Raw genomic sequence first — 16910 nt, 5'->3', positions numbered from 1 at the left:
TTCTGACCGTTCTGACCGTTCTGAAGGGACGTCACCGAGTGGGTTACCTGCTGCAAGGGCCGCTGCTGGAGGGGGCGTTGGTGCGTCTGGAGCCGCTGGAGCACCGGCATGCCGCCGATCTGGCGGTGGCCGTGGAAGAGGACCGCGGCAGCTACGACTACACCTGGGTGCCCAGGGCCCACGAGGTGGAGGGCTACATCGACGCGCAACTGGCGCGGGCGGCCACGGGACGGCTGGCGCCGTACGCGCAGGTCTCCCTGGCCTCGGGGCGTGCGGTGGGCGCCACGTCGTACTGGGAGCCGCGCTGCTGGCGGTCGGAGGACCGGCTCGACGCCGTGGAGGTCGGCTTCACCTGGCTCGGCGCCGGCGCGCAGGGCACCGGCGTCAACGCCGAGGCCAAACTCCTGCTGTTCCGGCACGCCTTCGAGGAGTGGGGCGTGTCCAGGGTCGATCTCAAGACCGACGCCCGCAACGAGCGCTCCCGCGCCGCGATCCAGAGCGTCGGGGCACGTTTCGAGGGCGTCCTGCGCAACTGGTCGCGCTCCTGGGCCCCGGGGGAGGAGGGCCGTCTGCGCGACTCCGCGATCTTCTCGATCACCGCACCGGAGTGGCCGGAATGCCGCAGCCGCCTGGAACAACGGATCGCCCGCATCACGACCCGGACGGCCGGGTAGGCCCGGCCCGTCTCTTGGCCGCCCCGGGCCGCCGGGCCCGTCTCTTGGCTGACTCGGACTGTCGGGCCCGTCTCTTGGCCGCCGCGGGTCGGCAGCCCGTGTCTTGGTCGACCCGGCACGCCCGGCTAGTTTCTTGGCCGACGCGGGCCGCCCGGCCCACCTCCTGGCCGGCCCGGACTGCCGGGCTTGTTTCTTGGTCGGCCCGGACTGCCGGGCTCGCTTCGTGGCCGCCTCGGACCGCCGGGCCCTGTCTTGGTCGGCCCGGACTGCCGGGCTCGTTTCTTGGTCGGACCCGGACTCCCGGGCCCGTCTCTTGGGCGACTCGGACCGCCCGGCTCGCTTCTTGGCCGCCTCGGAGTGTCGGGCCCGCCTCCTAGCCGACTCGGACTGCCGGGCTCGTTTCTTGGCCGACCCCGTCCGCCCGGCCCGCCTCCTGGCCGAAGCGGACCGCCGGGCTCGTTACTTGGCCGACGCGGGCCGCCCGGCCCACCTCCTGGTCGGCCCGGACTGCCGGGCTTGTTTCTTGGTCGGCCCGGACTGCCGGGCCCTGTCTTGGTCGGCCCGGCGCGCCGGGCTCGTTTCTTGGTCGCCCCGGCCCGCTGGGCCCTGTCTTGGTCGGCCCGGACTGCCGGGCTCGTTTCTTGGTCGGACCCGGACTCCCGGGCCCGTCTCTTGGGCGACTCGGACCGCCCGGCTCGCTTCTTGGCCGCCTCGGACCGCCGGGCCCGCCTCCTAGCCGCCTCGGACTGCCGGGCTCGTTTTCTTGGTCGACCCGGACCGCCTCCTAGCTGACCCGGACCGCCCCCGCCGGCCCGTCCGCCTCCTGGCCGGCCCCGGAGTCGCCCTGGACCTCCGCCCCGGTTCTCGGTCAGCATGATCTCCATGGCCTCGCACTTCCTGATCCTTCACGGCTGGCAGAATCACCGGCCGCCCGCTCACTGGCAGCACTGGCTCGCCGACCGGCTCGACGGGCTCGGGCACCGCGTCACCTACCCCCAGCTCCCGGAGCCCGACGACCCGAGCCTGGAGGTGTGGCTGTCGGAGCTCGGCAGGTGTCTGGAGGGGATGGACGGCGAGGAGAGGGTCGTGCTCGCCCACAGTGCCTCCGCCGTGCTGTGGCTGCACGCCGTCGCGCGCGGGATCGTGACGGACGGTGCCGTCGACCGGGTGCTGCTGGTGGCGCCGCCGTCCGCGTCCGTCCTCGCCCGGTATCCCGAGGTCGCCGAATTCACCCCGCCCGCCCTGGACTTCGCCCTTCCGACACCCACCCGTCTGGTCGCCGGGGACGACGATCCGTACTGCCCCGAAGGAGCGCGGGAGCTCTACGGCGACCCCCTCGGCATCCCGACGGACCTCCTCCCCGGCGCCGCCCACCTGGACCTGGACGCGGGCTACGGTTCCTGGCCGGCCGTACTGGACTGGTGCCTGGACCCGACGGCGAAGATCACCGTCCGTCCGGTGTGACCGCGCCGCCGTCCCGCAGCTCGGGTGTTCTCACGGCCACCGCCAGCACGGCCAGCAGGCACATCAGGCCGCCGGTGAGCAGCGCGGTCGTGGCCGAGGTGCGGGCGGCCACGAGACCGGCACGGAGGTTGCCGATCTGGGGCCCCGCCTGGCCGACGATCGTCTCGGCGGCCGTGACCCGGCCCAGCAGCGCGTCCGGCGTGCGGGTCTGCACGATCGTGGCCCGGGACAGCACGGCCACCGCGTCCGCCGCCCCCGCCAGCACCAGCGTCCCGAGGCCCGCCCAGCCGCCACTGGTCAGGCCGAACAGCGCGAGGGCCGCGCCCCACGTGCCGGAGGCGCACAACATCACCGGACCGGGACGGGCCAGCCGGGTCACCGGGCCGGACAGGGCGGTCGCGGCGACCCCGCCCACCGCCAGCGCGGACAGGAACAGGCCGAGGGTGCGCGGGTCGCCGCCGAAACGCTCCGAGTCGACCAGCGGGAACAGGCTCACCGGCATGGACAGGACGGTCGCCGCGAGGTCCGTCAGCAGCGCGCCGCGCACCACCCGGTGGCCGGTGAGGAAACGCAGCCCGTCGAGGACGCCGTGCAGTCCGGGCCGGGACTTCCCGCCCTCGGGCGGCAGCGCGGGCAGGCCGTAGGCGCCGTAGAAGGCCATGCCAAAGCTGAGCGCGTCGAGCAGATAGCAGACGCCCACCCCCCACCAGCCGAGGACGACGCCCGCCACGGCCGGCCCGAGCAGCATCATCGACTGGCCGGTGACCTGCTGGAGGGCGAGTCCGGCGCCCACCTGGTCCCTGGGCAGCAGCCGCGGCAGGAACACGCCCGACGCGGGGGCGCCGACCGCCGTGAACGACGTCTGCACCGCCACCAGCGCGAGCACCACGGCCGCCGGAACGTGCCCGGTGAAGCCCTGCACGGCCAGCAGGACGGCGCAGACCGCCGAGCCGACCGTGCTCAGCAGGAATACCCGGCGCCGGTCGGCCCGGTCCACCCACGCCCCCGCGAACAGCCCGACCGTGACCAGCGGCACCGCCTGCACCAGCCCCACCGCGCCGGTCCACACCGAGCTGTGCGTCATGTCCCACACCTGGTACATGACGGTCACGACGGTCATGAACCCGCCCAGCGAGGACACCGTGCGCCCGATCAGCAGCCGCCGGAAGACGGGGGAGGTCCGCAGCGGCCGGACGTCGACGAACGTACGGCCGATGCTCATGAGGGCATGGCGGGGTCGCGCGGGGCGGGCTGGGGCACGGCGGGACCCTAGCCAGCGGCTCCCGGCCGTGGCCAGCGAATTACGCCGGCGTCACGCGGGCCCGCTCACGCGGAGTCGTTGAGCAGCCGGGCCAGGTGCAAGCGGCCGGCGCCCAGCAGGTCCTCGAGCGGCGCGGCCTCCTCGTACCACCGCTTCTCGTACTCCCAGCACAGCCAGCCGTCCCAGCCGTGGCGGGACAGGACGTCCACGCACTCGGTGAGCGGCAGGACGCCCGTGCCGAGCCCGAGGGGGGTCTTGTCCTCGGCGGAGGCGATGTCCTTGACCTGGACGTAGCCGAGGTAGGGCGAGAGGGCGGCGTACGTCTCCGAGGGCTGCTCACCGCCGAGCCAGGTGTGCATGACGTCCCAGAGGGAGCCGACGTACCGGTGGCCGACCAGACCGAGGACGCGCATCGCGTCGGCGCCGGTGCGGTGCGAGTCGTGCGTCTCCAGCAGGATGCGGACGCCGACGTCGGCGGCGTGCTCCGCGGCCGTACCGAGCCGCCGGGCGGCGATGGCGTCGGCGCGCTCGCGGGTCTGCTCGGGGCCTCCGCCCGGGAAGACGCGGACGTAGGGGGCGCCGACGTCGTGGGCGAGGTCGAGGAGGCGGCGGACCTCCTCGATCACGGGTCCGTCGTCGCCGGGCGCGGCGACCCGCGCGTAGCCCGCGAGCCCCAGGATCTCGATGCCGCCCGCCTTGAACTCGGCGGCCACGTCCGCCCGTTCGTCCGGGCCGATGCCGGGATGGACCGGCTCCTCCGGATGGGCGCGCAGTTCGACGCCGTGGTAGCCGTGGGTGGCCGCGAGCCGGACCACGTCCGGGATGGGCAGGCCGGGGACGCCGAGGGTGGAGAACGCCAGTCGCATGGTCCCTACTGTCACTCGTGTGTGCGCTACAGGTCCAGCCACCGTGCCCGACCGCTGACGCCCACGTACCCACCGCCCCGCACCTCTCACCCCACCGACCCCACCCGCCCGCCCCGGAGACCCGGCACCTTCCCCACCCACAATCCGCAAGCCGCAGCCCCGGCCCCGATCTGCGGAACACCCACAAGCCGCAAGCCGCAGCCCCAGCCCGACCTGCGGAACCCGCTCACTCCCCAGGCGCCTGCTTCCCCGCCCCCCCGTCACTCCTGCGCGCCCTGCAGCTTCAGCCGCTGGTCTGGCCCTCGAGCTCCCGCCCGCTCTTCAGGCGCTGCCGCTTCCCCGCCCGCAAGCCGCAAGCCGCAGCCCCGGCCCCGATCTGCGGAACACCCACAAGCCGCAAGCCGCAGCCCCAGCCCGACCTGCGGAACCCGCTCACTCCCCAGGCGCCTGCTTCCCCGCCCGGTCACTCCTGCGCGCCATGCAGGTCCAGGCGCCAGTCCTGGCCGTTGAGGTCCTTGCCGAAGGAGCGGTGGGGTTTCTCGGCGGACAGGACGAAGCCGTGGCGCTGGTAGATGCGGCGGGCGGCGGCGAGTACGTCGTTGGTCCACAGGACGAGCTCCCGGTAGCCCACGCCCCGCGCGAAGTCGATGACCGCTTCCACCAGCCGGTCGCCGATGCCGAGCCCCCGCGCCTCCGGCTCCACGAGCAGCAGCCGCAGCCGGGCCGTGCCGGGCGCGTCGTCCCGTACACACATCACGCACCCCACCGGCCGCCCGTCCAGCTCGGCGATCCACACCCGCTCCAGATGCGGGTCGTGGTCCTCGGCGAAGTCCGCGACGATCCGCGCGACCAGCCCCTCGTAGTCGGTGTTCCAGCCGAACTCGGCCGCGTACAGGGCCGCGTTGCGCGACACGATCCAGCCCAGGTCACCGGGGCCCGGCTCGCGCAGGACGACGTCCTCGCGGCGCGGCGGGCGCCCCTCGGAGAGGATCTCGCGGACGGCTCGCATCGCCTCCGCCAGTCGCGTCCGGTCGGCCGACGGCACGGTGGACAGCAGCGCACCCACGGACTCGTTGGCCCGCTCGGCGAGCAGGTCGGCGGTCTCCCGGCCACGGGTGGTGAGGGTGATGCGCCGACGCCGGGGGTCGGTGTCGGAGGGCGCGCGCTCGATCAGCCCGGCCTCCTCGAACTTGTTCAGGATCCGGCTCAGATACCCCGCGTCCAACGACAGCTCGGCCCGCAGATCGGCCGCGTCGGTGCGCGGTGCGTGCGCGAGCTCGTACAGGACGCGGGACTCGGTGAGGGTGTACGGGGCGTACAGCTGGCGGCTGTAGTCCAGGGCGCCGATGACGTTCGTGTAGAAGCGGTTGAAGGTGCGGATGTCCTGGACGGTCATGCTCATCGACCCCCGGATGGTTGACTCAGTCAGAGATACCGACGAGCCGAGCCTAGGACAGCCGCTCCCCGACGGCTAGCCCCTTTCGGCGGCGCGGTACACGCTCACCTGTGCGCCGGTCTTGGCGGCGGTCGTGGAGACCAGCTCCAGGGGCCGCTTGACACCGTCCTCGGGGAAGATGGACTTGCCGCCGCCGAGGAGCACCGGCATCTGGACGAGCTGCAGCTCGTCGACGAGCCCCGCCCCGAGCAGGGCCCGTACGAGCGTGGGGCTGCCCATCATCGCCAGGTCACCACCGGGAGCGGCCCGCAGCTCCCGGATCCGCGTTACGGCCTCACCCCCCGGAATCCGCTCGGTGTTGTTCCAGGTGAGCTCCGCGTCGCCGAGGGTGTCCGTCACGACGTACTTCTTCATCGCGTTGAGCCGGTCCGCGAAGGGATCACCGGCCCGCTCGGGCCAGGCCCCGGCCATCGTCAGATACGTGCAGCGCCCGTACAGCAGCGCCTCCGCCCGTTCCAGCCCGGACGCGAAGGCCCCGCCGACGACCTCCGGATCGAAGTACGGATGCGACCACCCGCCGTGCGCGAACCCGCCGTCGGTGTCCTCCTCCGGGCCACCGGGTGCCTGTACGACCCCGTCGAGACTGATGAACTCGCTGACCACGATGCGCATATGACTCGCTCCCTCTGTCCGTGTGCGGTGTGCGGCGCCTCGTCGGGCGTTACGGCCATCAGACCGAGAGCCGGGCGGAAAGTCATCGGTCGGACCGTGGCGTGTCGGCTCAGTCCCACCAGAACCGCCACTCGGTCCGGCCCACCAGGCCGGCGGCGTACTCGGGGAACGGCGTGGGCGGGTCGTCGACGATGTTGTCGGCGGTGGACAGGACGTGCTCCAGCGCGAGCCGCTCGGCGTGCGGGAGGTCGAGGGGCGGGCGGGCGACCGAGACGTACAGGTCGCTGCCGACGGCGGCCACGACCCGGGCTCCGAACCGGTCCTCCCAACTGCGCAACAGCGCGCACAGCAGGGGCAGCGGAGCCTCGGCGGCCCAGCCTGTCACGGCCGGTACGTCGGCGCTGCGGCGGGCGGGGACGAGGACGAGGACGCACGCGTAGGCGTAGGGATCGGTGCGCAGGACGTCCTCGACGGTACGTGCCGCGGCCCGCGCCGGCCCGGCATCGCCGACCCCACCGCCGGGCACGGGCGCCGCGAGCCCTGGCCAGCTCTCGAAGGGCGGTCCCGGATCATGCGGCCAGGGCGCGACGCCCTCCGGCAGATCGTCATCGTCGTCGTCCTGGGCGGGCGCCGACCACGAGGGCAGCCGACGCCGCCGGTACTCCGCGAAATCGGCGGCCAGGACGGTTTCCAGACGTACGGCGTCCACCTCGGCCAAGTCCAGCGGAGTGTCCAGCGCGTCGCGGTGGCAGAGATACGGATACAGCCCGCTGACCTCGGCACGCTCCATCAGCCGCGGCCACAACTCGACGATGTCCCCGGGCAGTTCCCCGGACACCCACACTTCGACAGCACCCAGCCGCACGAACCGCCCGCGCGGCAGCCCCTCGGGCAACGAAAAGACCATGCCGGGACGATAAACGCCCCCACTGACAACGCCCCCACCCGAAAGACGCCGCGCGGCCTGCGGCCTATGCCCTGTGCCCTATGCCCTGTGCCTTCCGGACGACCCCCCGACGACCTCCGCTGCCCCCCCCAGCCCCAACCCACGGTCCCCGCCTGCCCCCTGGCAGCCGCAAGACGACCGCAGGCCACCACCCGGAGCCCTGCTTCACCCCGGCAGAGTCCCGCAACCTTCCAGCAGCCCCCGGCAAAACCTCACTCCCGAGGCCCGCCAGAAGACCCCCGCACCATCAGCTCCCCCCGAACCGTCGCGATCCCCCCGGGCGGCGGCTCCTCCCGCCCCATCGCGATCCGCCCCGCCCGCGCGCCGGCCTCCGCCAGCGGCAGGCGGACCGTCGTCAGGGCAGGCACCGCGTCCACGCTGAACGGCAGATCGTCGAAGCCGGCGACCGAGACGTCCTCGGGGATGCGCAGTCCCGACTCGCGCAGTGCCGCGCACGCCCCCAGCGCGACGGAGTCGTTCGCGGCGACGACCGCCGTCAGGGACGGATCGCGCCGCAGCAGCTCCAGCGTCGCCTCGTAACCGGCCTGCCGGTCGTAGCGCCCCCACACCGTCCAGCGCGGGTCGTCCTCGATCCCGGCGGCGGCCAGTGCGGCCCGGTGGCCCTCCAGCCGGTGCCGGGTCGTCGTCCGCTCCTCCGGCCCCGCGATGTAGCCGAGCCGCCGGTGCCCGAGCCCGATCAGATGCTCGGTCAGCCGCTGCCCGCCCCCGCGGTTGTCGAAGGTCAGCGCGATCGCCCCGGTGTCCGGCGCCGGCGGCCGCCCGCACAGCACCACCCGGGTCCCGGCGTCCGTCAGTTTCGTCAGCTTCGCCGCCACCGCCGCCGCGTGCGGCTGGTTCTCCACGGCCCCGCCGGTCAGCACCACGGCCGCCGCCCGCTGCCGCTGCAGCAGCGTCAGATACGTGAGTTCGCGCTCCGGCGAACCCCCCGTGTTGCAGACCACGGCCAGCCGCTCACCGCCCGCCCGTCCCCCGGGCCCGCCGATCTCCGACTGGATCGCACTCGCCATGATCCCGAAGAAGGGGTCCGCGATGTCGTTGACCAGGATGCCGACCAGGTCGGAGGTGGCCGCCGCGAGCGCGCTCGCCGGACCGTTGAGTACGTAGTCCAGTTCGTCGACCGCCTTCAGCACCCGCTCGCGGGTGGATGCCGCCACGGGATAGTTCCCGTTCAGCACGCGCGACACCGTCGCGGGCGAGACCTGCGCGCGCGCCGCCACGTCCGCCAGGGTCACCGTCATCTCGTCGTCCTCCGGTCGCGCATCTTCGTACGTCCACGTACGTGCTCGTACACAGGCCACGTACGTGCTCGTAGACAGGCCGCGGGCGGCCATGGTTCCGAATGTTTTCGAGCAGACCTTACGGGTCAAGCTCCGAGTTGTTCGCCCCCTCGAACAACTCGACTGAGTCACGGTCTTGTCCAGACCACGATCAGAGGCTAGCTTCTTACCGTATAGAAAGCGCTTGCTGTGACGCTCACCAGTAGGAGACAGGGCGTACGCGGCGCACACCCCGCGTACGAAGGGAATGACGTGACACGCAAGACGGTGCGCATCGCCATGAACGGCGTGACCGGTCGCATGGGCTACCGCCAGCACCTGGTCCGCTCCATCCTGGCCATCCGGGAACAGGGCGGCCTCGACCTCGGCGACGGCACCGTGCTGTGGCCGGAACCGATCCTCGTCGGCCGCCGCGAGCACGCCCTGCGCGCGCTCGCCGAACAGCACGGACTGGAGCACGTCTCCACGGACGTCGACGAGGTCCTCGCCGACCCGACGGTCGACATCTACTTCGACGCCCAGGTGACCTCCGCCCGCGAGGAGGCGATCAGGAAGGCGATCGCTGCGGGCAAGCACATCTACACCGAGAAGCCGACCGCGACCGGTCTGGAGGGCGCCCTGGAACTGGCCCGGCTGGCCAAGGACGCCGGCGTCAAGCACGGCGTGGTCCAGGACAAGCTCTTCCTCCCCGGCCTGCTCAAGCTCAAGCGTCTGATCGACGGCGGCTTCTTCGGCCGGATCCTGTCCGTGCGCGGCGAGTTCGGCTACTGGGTCTTCGAGGGCGACTGGCAGTCCGCCCAGCGCCCCTCCTGGAACTATCGCGCCGAGGACGGCGGCGGCATCGTCGTCGACATGTTCCCGCACTGGGAGTACGTCCTGCACGAGCTGTTCGGCCGCGTGAAGTCCGTCCAGGCCGTCGCCACCACCCACATCCCCCAGCGCTGGGACGAGAACGGCAAGCCCTACGACGCGACGGCCGACGACGCCGCGTACGGGATCTTCGAACTCGAGGGCGGTGCGATCGCCCAGATCAACTCCTCCTGGGCCGTCCGCGTCAACCGCGACGAACTGGTCGAGTTCCAGGTCGACGGCACGGAGGGCTCGGCGGTCGCCGGCCTGCGCAACTGCCGCGTCCAGCACCGCAGTCTGACGCCCAAGCCGGTCTGGAACCCCGACATCCCGGCCACCTACTCCTTCCGCGACCAGTGGCAGGAAGTGCCCGACAACGACGACTTCGACAACGGCTTCAAGGCCCAGTGGGAGCTGTTCCTCAAGCACGTCTACGCCGACGCCGACTACCACTGGGACCTCCTCGCCGGCGCCCGCGGCGTCCAGCTCGCCGAGCTGGGCCTGAGGTCCTCGGCCGAGGGCGCCCGTCTCGACGTACCGGAGATCTCGCTGTGACCATCCATCTCCCCGACTCCGAGGGACGGTTGAGGGCCTACGACCCCCGCCCCGAACCCCTCGCCCTCACCCCGGGCGCCCCCTTCACCTCGCGTACGGTCTTCTCCGCGGCGCACGTCGTGGCCGACCCCTTCGCCGACGTCAGCCCCGACTCCCCGGCCGCCGTCGACTGGGACGCCACCCTCGCCTTCCGTCGGCACCTGTGGTCGCACGGGCTCGGGGTCGCGGAGGCGATGGACACCGCCCAGCGGGGGATGGGCCTGGACTGGGCGGGCGCGGCCGAGCTGATCCGCCGCAGCGCCGCCGAGGCGAGGGCGGTCGGCGGCCGCATCGCCTGCGGCGTCGGCACCGACCAGATCACCGCCGGGTCTCTCGTGGAGGTCCGGGCGGCCTACGAGGAGCAGCTGGCCCTCGTGGAGGAGTCCGGCGCGCAGGCGATCCTGATGGCCTCCCGCGCCCTGGCCGCCGTCGCGTCCGGCCCCGAGGACTACCTGGAGGTCTACGGCCATCTGCTGCGCCAGGCCGCCGAGCCGGTGGTGCTGCACTGGCTGGGCCCGATGTTCGACCCGGCGCTGGAGGGCTACTGGGGGTCGTCCGACCTGGACGCGGCGACCGACACCTTCCTGGAGGTCATCGCCGCGCACCCCGACAAGGTGGACGGCATCAAGGTGTCACTGCTGGAGGCCCAGCGGGAGATCGACATCCGCCGCCGCCTCCCGCAGGGCGTGCGCTGCTACACAGGCGACGACTTCAACTACCCCGAGCTGATCGCCGGCGACGAGCAGGGCTTCAGCCACGCGCTGCTCGGCATCTTCGACCCGCTGGGCCCGCTGGCGGCCGAGGCGGTACGGGTGCTGGACACCGGCAACGTTGTGGGTTTCCGTGAACTCCTCGATCCCACCGTCGAGTTGTCCCGCCATCTGTTCCAGGCGCCGACCCGTTTCTACAAGACGGGAGTGGTCTTCCTGGCCTGGCTGGCGGGCCACCAGTCCCACTTCACGATGGTCGGCGGCCTCCAGTCGGCCCGCTCCCTCCCGCACTTCGCCCGCGCCTACCAACTCGCCGACGGTCTGGGCCTGTTCCCGGACCCGAAGCTGGCGGAGGAGCGGATGCGGAACCTGCTGTCGCTGTACGGGGTGGACCGGTGACCGACCTGACGCGTTTCTCCATCAACCAGATGACCGTCAAGCAGCTGTCGATGCCGGAACTGGTCGACGCCTGCCTGGAGTCGGGCGTCCCGGGTGTGGGCCTGTGGCGGGAACCCGTCCAGTCGTACGGCGTGGAGGCGACGGCCAAGCTGGTCCGCGACGCCGGTCTGACCGTCACCACGCTGTGCCGCGGCGGGTTCTTCACCGCGATCGACCCGGCCGAACGGGCCGCCGCCCTGGCGGACAACCGGCGGGCGATCGACGAGGCGGCCACGCTCGGCACCGAGGTGCTGGTCCTGGTCTCCGGTGGCCTGCCGGCCGGCTCCAAGGACCTGCACGGCGCGCGGGAGCGGATCGCCGACGCGCTGGGGGAGCTGGGACCGTACGCCGAGCGACACGGGGTCCGGCTGGCCATCGAGCCGCTGCACCCGATGTACGCCTCGGACCGCTGCGTGGTCTCCACCCTCACCCAGGCGCTCGACATCGCGGAGCGCTTCCCGGCGCATCAGGTGGGCGTCACGGTGGACACGTACCACATCTGGTGGGACGACAACGCGCCCGCGCAGATCGCCCGGGCCGGCGCGGGGGGCCGTATCCACACCTTCCAGCTCGCCGACTGGACCACCCCGCTGCCGGCCGGCGTCCTCAACGGCCGCGGCCAGATCGGGGACGGCTCGATCGACATGCGGGAGTGGCAGGGGTACGTGGAGGCGGCCGGGTACACCGGCCCCATCGAGGTCGAACTCTTCAACGACGACCTGTGGGCCCGCGACGGCCGCGAGGTGCTCGCCGAGACCGCCCGGCGCTTCGTGGAGCACACCGTCTGACCCCCGGCGCACAGCTCCGCCCCGCACCGAGCGGCGAACGGTGCGGGGCGGAGCCGTGGGAATCAGGCGGTGCCCCGGATCCTGGCGAGCCGCGCTCGCCGTTCCTCGATGAGCGGGACGATGTCGTCGACCGTCTCCAGGGTCAGGTCCCCCGGCGTACCCCGGCCGCTGACCAGGATCTGGTGCTCGCCGACGGCCGTCCGCAGCTGCCACACCCCGGAGCCGCGGCGCAGCAGGGCGGGGACCGTCCGCTCGTCGACGCCGACCCGCAGCTCCTCCTCCGGGGCGGCGGCGAGGCCCGGCAGGACGTCCGGCTCGAAGTCCTGGCCGGGCAGCTCGCGCCAGGTGGTGACGCGGATGTGGTCCTCGCCGGTCTTCCACGAGCCATGGACGATCGTCGCGGACTGCCAGACACCGTTCACCTGGTGGCTCTCGGCCAGGGCGCTGGGCGTGTGCCACGGGGAGCGCAGGCGGTGGAGCACCAGCCGGCCTTCTCCGAACGCCTCGGTCATTCTGTGGTACAGGCGCTCCTGGAGGTCCTGCGCGCGATCATCGGGTTCGACGCGATGCATGACCGCGAGTCTGGCAGGCATCCGCGGCGGAGGGCAGTGGCCGAGCCCGGAAAAAAAATTCTCGCGGACCGTACAACCCTTCCCTGACCTCGCGGGTCGTACTTGGTGTCAGGACCGCTGGAGGGGGATCCGGGGGGATCGCGGGGGTTCTGATGTTGGAGGGGAAAAGCCGAGGGGGCCCGGTCGACGGATCGGGCCCCCTCGAATTTGTCCGCCGCGGCGCTCGGGCCGCCACAGCAACCGCTAGAAGAACACCCCGCACCTCAGCAGCACGTTCGCGTACGGCCGGGCCTCGCCCGTGCGGACCACCAGGCGGGCCTGTGCCGACAGTTCCTTCAGCCGCTCGTGCGGGACCAGTTCCAGCTCCGGGAACTCCCCCTCCAGCAGCGCCGACACCGCCGGATTGGCGCCCTGGACCTCCTTCGCCGCGGTGGCGCCCTCCACCACCAGCTCGGCCAGCAGCCCGTCCAGCACCACCGCGAAGGACGGCACCCCGGCACGGAAGGCCAGGTCGACGACCTGCGGCCCCTTCGGTATCGGCATGCCCGCGTCGCACACCAGCACGCCGTCACCGTGCCCCAGCTCGGCGAGCGCACCGGAGAGATGCCGGTTCAGGATCCCTGCCTTCTTCACAGCGCCTCGACCTCCTCGGCGGTGGGGAAGGACACCTGCGCGCCCTCCTTGGTGACCGCGGCCGCGCCCACCCGAGCCGCGTACCCTGCCGCCTCCGCGAGCGATGCGCCCGACCCCAGCCGGAACGCCAGCGCCGCCGTGAACGCGTCCCCCGCACCCGTCGAGTCCACCGCGTCGACCTTCACGGACGGCACCCGGGTGACCCCGGCCGAGGAGGCGACCAGCGCGCCCTCGGCGCCCAGGGTGACCACCACCGACCGGGGCCCCTTGGCGAGCAGCAGCCGCGCCCAGTCCTCCGGCCGGTCCGACACACACGCCTCGCCGAGGATCACCCGCGCCTCGTGCTCGTTGACGATCAGCGGATCACAGGCCGCCATCACCTCGCCCGGCAGCGGCCGCGGCGGCGACGGGTTCAGCACGAAACGGTTGTCGGGCGTCAGCCCGCGCACGACCTCCACGACCGTCTCCAGCGGGATCTCCAGCTGCGTCGAGACCACCCGCGAGGCAGGGAAGAGACATGCGGCGGCCTTGACGTCCCCCGGTGCGAGCTTCCCGTTCGCCCCCGGCGACACCACGATGCTGTTGTCCCCGGACGGGTCGACGGTGATCAGCGCGACCCCCGTCGGCGCCCCGCCCACCAGCACCCCCACCGTGTCCACGCCGGCCGCCCGCTGGGAGTCCAGCAGCAGCCTGCCGTACGCGTCGTCCCCGACGCGGGCCAGCAGCGCCGTACGGGCGCCGAGCCGGGCCGCCGCGACGGCCTGGTTGGCGCCCTTGCCCCCCGGATGGACGGCCAGGTCGGAGCCGAGCACCGTCTCGCCCGCCCCCGGCCGCCGTTCGACGCCGATCACGAGGTCGGCGTTGGCCGAACCCACGACCAGCAGGTCGTAGTCGTACATGAATAAGACTCCCCAGATGAGTGCCCCGGGGCGGGCGCCCCCTGACCGCCCGCCCGTTCCCCTGTGCCGGCCGCTGACGACCGTCAGCCGCTGAAGCCGGCCACGTTCTGCTGGGTGACCACCTTCACCGGTACCTTCACCGTCTCCTCGACCTTCTTGCCCTGCAGCGCCTTCAGCGCGTTGTCCACGGCGATCCTGCCAAGTTGTGAGGGCTGCTGTGCCACGGACGCGTACAGCGTGCCCCCCTCAGCCGCCTTCAGGTCGTCCGGGGTGCCGTCGAACCCGACCACCTGGACCGGCTTTCCGGCCTTGGAGCCCAGCGCCTTGATCGCGCCGAGGGTCATCTCGTCGTTGGCGGCGATGACGCCCTGCACGTCGGGGGGAGCTTCTCGGCGATGGTCCGCGCGGCCGGCTCGCCGCCCTTGAGGTTGTCGGAGGCCACGAGGGCGTCCACGTCCGCCTTGTCGACCCCTCGGTCGACCGCGATGACCGGGATCCTCGCTGATGACCAGGCCGAGGGTGTGGGTCTGGTCGGTGCGCAGCGCGTGGTGATCGAGGAGAATCAGCGGTGGTCGACGTAGGCGACGAGTCCGCCGATGGTCAGGCCCACCGTGCATCCGAGGCGGAGGGCTTCGCGGCGCATGGGCGGGGTGTGCTGTGCGTCGCTCATCCCGTACGGGGCGCGGATCCCCAGTGTCACGCCGCACAGGCACACGACGTAGCCGTAACGCAGGGCGGCGGCCGCCCACTCGGGGTCGTGCGCGACCCAGGTCCGGGAGTAGATCTCACCGAGGGGCGTCCGCAGTTCCAGCCGGGAGTAGGTGTACCCGTAGCGCTCCGCCAGTTTTGGCTGGTCATCCGGTATCTCGTGCAGCTCCCATCCAGGGATCGAGACCAGGTCGGCGTGGCCGGCCAGCCTGCGTCTCATGCAGAAGCAGATCTCGTCGAGGCAGACCCCGTCGTCGTCGGGCTCTGGGCGGTAGGGCAGGCGCAGGTCGGCGAAGTCGGGCGGTAGGCGCCTCATGCCGAACAGGATGGCGCCTTCGATCTGCGGTTCCTCGGGTATGCCCTCGGTCGAGGCTCTCTCCGGCACGACGTACCCGAAGTCGCCCACGCCCACTGCCTGCCTGAACTCGAAGAGGGCGGTGGGCATGTGACGGGTCTGCGCGGGATCGAGCATGACCGTGCCGTCCGTGGTCTGCAGACCCATCAGCACGCACTGGAGCCGCAGCGCGGGGTCGTTGCTGAACAGGATCTCCCCGAGGTCGTCGACGTCTTCGAACTGATACCGGCTCACTTCCTGCAGCCCTCCGGTTGGTTACCGTTCCGCGTCCGCGAAGCGACGGCTGGATGTTCAACCATCCTATTGAAGGATCGTTGAACGATCCATACGTCGGGGCAGGGTGGAGCAGGGCTACTACGCCGCCGCGAGTTCGCACCACACGTACTTGCCCCGGTTGCCGTGCCGGGACAGGGGGTGCCAGCCCCAGACCTCCGAGCAGGCCCGCACCAGCACCAGTCCCCGCCCCTCCTCCGTCTCGCCGAGCCGCGCCAACGGCACCGGTGACTCGGGCGGTTCGGGGTCGGCGTCCCACGCCCCGATCCGCAGCGTGCCGGGCGGCGCCCAGCGGACGCGCAGGGCGGCGGGCCCCTTCGTGTGCCGTACGGCGTTGGTGATCAGCTCGGTGGCGAGCAGTTCGGCGACGTCGACGAGGCCGATCAGTCCGTGCGCGGTGAGGATCAGCCGGAGGGTGCGGCGACTGATGGTGACGGCGCGGGGGTCGTTGGGGATGGAGAGGCAGTACTCCCAGGGTTCGGGGGTGTTTTCGGGCATGGGGCAACTCCGATGAGGTGGTGGGGGGTTGGCGGTGGCTTCGCCGCGGCCGTCTGGGTGGGCAGGACGGGGCGGTGCGCTTCCGCAGAGTGTGCGTTGCGTCACTGACGGTAGGGGTAATCTTTAACCCCGGGCAAGTCGATCGCGTAATCCACCCCCGAATGAGGAGCAGTTGATGGTTCAGAGGCGCGACCCCACCGCACGTCAGCTGCGCCTGGCGATCGAATTGCGCCGACTGCGCGAGGCGGCCGGACTCACCCCTCTCGAAGCGTCGACACTGCTCGGCGTGAATCGGGTCCAAATCAGCCAGATCGAGTCCGGGCTCGTGGGCGTGAGCGAGCAGCGCGTGCGGCGCATGGCGTCCCACTACGCCTGTACGGATGAGGAGTTCATCGCCGCCCTGGTGGTGATGGCCACCGACCGCACTCGAGGTTGGTGGGAGGAGTACCGGGGTCTGCTGCCCACGCCGTTTCTGGATCTGTCCGAGCTGGAGCATCACGCCCGGTTCCAACGCCACGTGGCGATCCTGTACGTGCCGGGCCTTTTGCAGACCGAGGACTACTCCCGGGCCGTCTTCTCAGCCAGGCTGCCTGAACTTACCGGCGAAGAGATCGAGTTGCGCATCCAGCATCGCAAGGCGCGCCAGCGGTTCACCATCCCGTACGAGGCGGTGATCCACGAGGCGGCGCTCCGGATCAGGGTCAGTGACCGTGCCGTCTCAAGAGCTCAGCTGCACCGGCTCGTCGAGCTGTCCGAAGCGGATCACATCAACGTGCGCGTTATCCCCTTCGATCTGGACGGCTTTGCCGGTGCCGCCGGCACGATGACGTACGTGGGCGGAGCCGTGCCCAGGCTGGACACGGTGGTCCGCGATGCGTTGCACGGTTCGGCCTTCATTGATTCCGAAGCTCAGCTCACCACCTACCGAACGAGCTTTCGTAAAGTGGAGCGCGCGTCGCTCGACCCTGTGGCGTCGCGCGAGTTCATCCACAGGCTGGCGAAAGAGCTGTGAGGTA

Annotated in this window: 17 protein-coding genes and 1 pseudogene; 6 read left to right on the top strand and 12 right to left on the bottom strand. The window is 71.9% G+C overall.

Annotation, left to right across the window (positions count from 1 at the left end; genetic code table 11):
- The first annotated feature begins 38 nt into the window (after positions 1-38).
- Positions 39-674, top strand: a complete 636-nt coding sequence (locus ABZZ74_RS20675) for a GNAT family protein (RefSeq protein WP_356767048.1) — start codon at positions 39-41, stop codon at positions 672-674.
- 873 nt (positions 675-1547) lie between these two features.
- Positions 1548-2138: an alpha/beta hydrolase gene (locus ABZZ74_RS20670; protein ID WP_356766889.1), complete on the top strand. Its 591-nt coding sequence runs from the start codon at positions 1548-1550 to the stop codon at positions 2136-2138.
- Here the strand turns inward: ABZZ74_RS20670 and ABZZ74_RS20665 are convergent.
- From ABZZ74_RS20665 to ABZZ74_RS20640, 6 genes are all read right to left on the bottom strand, one after another.
- Positions 2119-3360 (bottom strand): MFS transporter, encoded by a 1242-nt coding sequence (locus ABZZ74_RS20665; protein WP_356766887.1) that lies wholly within the window; start codon positions 3358-3360, stop codon positions 2119-2121. The two genes, ABZZ74_RS20670 and ABZZ74_RS20665, sit on opposite strands and share 20 nt — an antisense overlap.
- Positions 3361-3464: 104 nt before the next feature.
- Positions 3465-4265, bottom strand: a complete 801-nt coding sequence (locus ABZZ74_RS20660) for a sugar phosphate isomerase/epimerase family protein (protein ID WP_356766885.1) — start codon at positions 4263-4265, stop codon at positions 3465-3467.
- A gap of 463 nt (positions 4266-4728) precedes the next feature.
- Positions 4729-5661, bottom strand: coding sequence for a bifunctional helix-turn-helix transcriptional regulator/GNAT family N-acetyltransferase (locus ABZZ74_RS20655; protein ID WP_356767046.1), 933 nt, complete (start codon positions 5659-5661; stop codon positions 4729-4731).
- Positions 5662-5736: 75 nt separating this feature from the next.
- Positions 5737-6333 carry a dihydrofolate reductase family protein gene (locus ABZZ74_RS20650; RefSeq protein ID WP_356766883.1) on the bottom strand — a complete coding sequence of 199 codons (597 nt, stop codon included), beginning with the start codon at positions 6331-6333 and terminating at the stop codon, positions 5737-5739.
- A gap of 109 nt (positions 6334-6442) precedes the next feature.
- Positions 6443-7240 (bottom strand): DUF4253 domain-containing protein, encoded by a 798-nt coding sequence (locus ABZZ74_RS20645; RefSeq protein WP_356766881.1) that lies wholly within the window; start codon positions 7238-7240, stop codon positions 6443-6445.
- A 251-nt stretch (positions 7241-7491) separates the two neighbouring features.
- The gene (locus tag ABZZ74_RS20640) at positions 7492-8538 is read right to left on the bottom strand and encodes a LacI family DNA-binding transcriptional regulator (RefSeq protein ID WP_356766879.1); all 1047 of its coding nucleotides are present in this window, start codon (positions 8536-8538) and stop codon (positions 7492-7494) included.
- 291 nt (positions 8539-8829) lie between these two features.
- Here ABZZ74_RS20640 and ABZZ74_RS20635 point away from each other — a divergent pair, with 291 nt between their 5' ends.
- Genes ABZZ74_RS20635 through ABZZ74_RS20625 form a run of 3 tightly spaced genes read left to right on the top strand, consistent with a single transcriptional unit; the run spans position 8830 to position 11956 of the window.
- The gene (locus ABZZ74_RS20635) at positions 8830-9981 is read left to right on the top strand and encodes a Gfo/Idh/MocA family oxidoreductase (protein WP_356766877.1); all 1152 of its coding nucleotides are present in this window, start codon (positions 8830-8832) and stop codon (positions 9979-9981) included.
- Positions 9978-11129, top strand: a complete 1152-nt coding sequence (locus tag ABZZ74_RS20630) for a dihydrodipicolinate synthase family protein (protein ID WP_356766875.1) — start codon at positions 9978-9980, stop codon at positions 11127-11129. The genes ABZZ74_RS20635 and ABZZ74_RS20630 overlap by 4 nt, the downstream gene beginning before the upstream one ends.
- The gene (locus tag ABZZ74_RS20625) at positions 11126-11956 is read left to right on the top strand and encodes a sugar phosphate isomerase/epimerase family protein (protein ID WP_356766873.1); all 831 of its coding nucleotides are present in this window, start codon (positions 11126-11128) and stop codon (positions 11954-11956) included. Before ABZZ74_RS20630 ends, ABZZ74_RS20625 begins: the two co-directional genes overlap by 4 nt.
- A gap of 62 nt (positions 11957-12018) precedes the next feature.
- On the opposite strand, the gene ABZZ74_RS20620 is transcribed toward ABZZ74_RS20625, so the two are convergent.
- From ABZZ74_RS20620 to ABZZ74_RS20595, 6 genes and pseudogenes are all read right to left on the bottom strand, one after another.
- Positions 12019-12528: a hypothetical protein gene (locus ABZZ74_RS20620; protein WP_356766871.1), complete on the bottom strand. Its 510-nt coding sequence runs from the start codon at positions 12526-12528 to the stop codon at positions 12019-12021.
- Between the two features lie 243 nt (positions 12529-12771).
- The gene (gene rbsD / locus ABZZ74_RS20615) at positions 12772-13161 is read right to left on the bottom strand and encodes a D-ribose pyranase (protein WP_356766869.1); all 390 of its coding nucleotides are present in this window, start codon (positions 13159-13161) and stop codon (positions 12772-12774) included.
- On the bottom strand, positions 13158-14060 hold the full coding sequence (locus tag ABZZ74_RS20610; protein WP_356766867.1) for a ribokinase: 903 nt from the start codon (positions 14058-14060) through the stop codon (positions 13158-13160). The genes rbsD and ABZZ74_RS20610 overlap by 4 nt, the downstream gene beginning before the upstream one ends.
- Before the next feature lie 83 nt (positions 14061-14143).
- A pseudogene (locus ABZZ74_RS20605) lies at positions 14144-14562 on the bottom strand (substrate-binding domain-containing protein); the annotation flags it as partial.
- 60 nt (positions 14563-14622) lie between these two features.
- The gene (locus ABZZ74_RS20600) at positions 14623-15357 is read right to left on the bottom strand and encodes a hypothetical protein (RefSeq protein ID WP_356766865.1); all 735 of its coding nucleotides are present in this window, start codon (positions 15355-15357) and stop codon (positions 14623-14625) included.
- A gap of 120 nt (positions 15358-15477) precedes the next feature.
- Positions 15478-15894: an ATP-binding protein gene (locus ABZZ74_RS20595; protein ID WP_356766863.1), complete on the bottom strand. Its 417-nt coding sequence runs from the start codon at positions 15892-15894 to the stop codon at positions 15478-15480.
- A gap of 175 nt (positions 15895-16069) precedes the next feature.
- Here ABZZ74_RS20595 and ABZZ74_RS20590 point away from each other — a divergent pair, with 175 nt between their 5' ends.
- Entirely contained in the window at positions 16070-16906 is an 837-nt protein-coding gene (locus ABZZ74_RS20590; RefSeq protein WP_356766861.1) for a helix-turn-helix transcriptional regulator, read from the top strand.
- Positions 16907-16910: the final 4 nt, after the last annotated feature.

Origin of the sequence: Streptomyces sp. NPDC006476, assembly GCF_040612015.1 — a bacterium.
Classification (GTDB): Bacteria; Actinomycetota; Actinomycetes; order Streptomycetales; family Streptomycetaceae; genus Streptomyces; species Streptomyces griseorubiginosus_B.
This window is presented reverse-complemented; position numbering and strand designations above follow the sequence as displayed.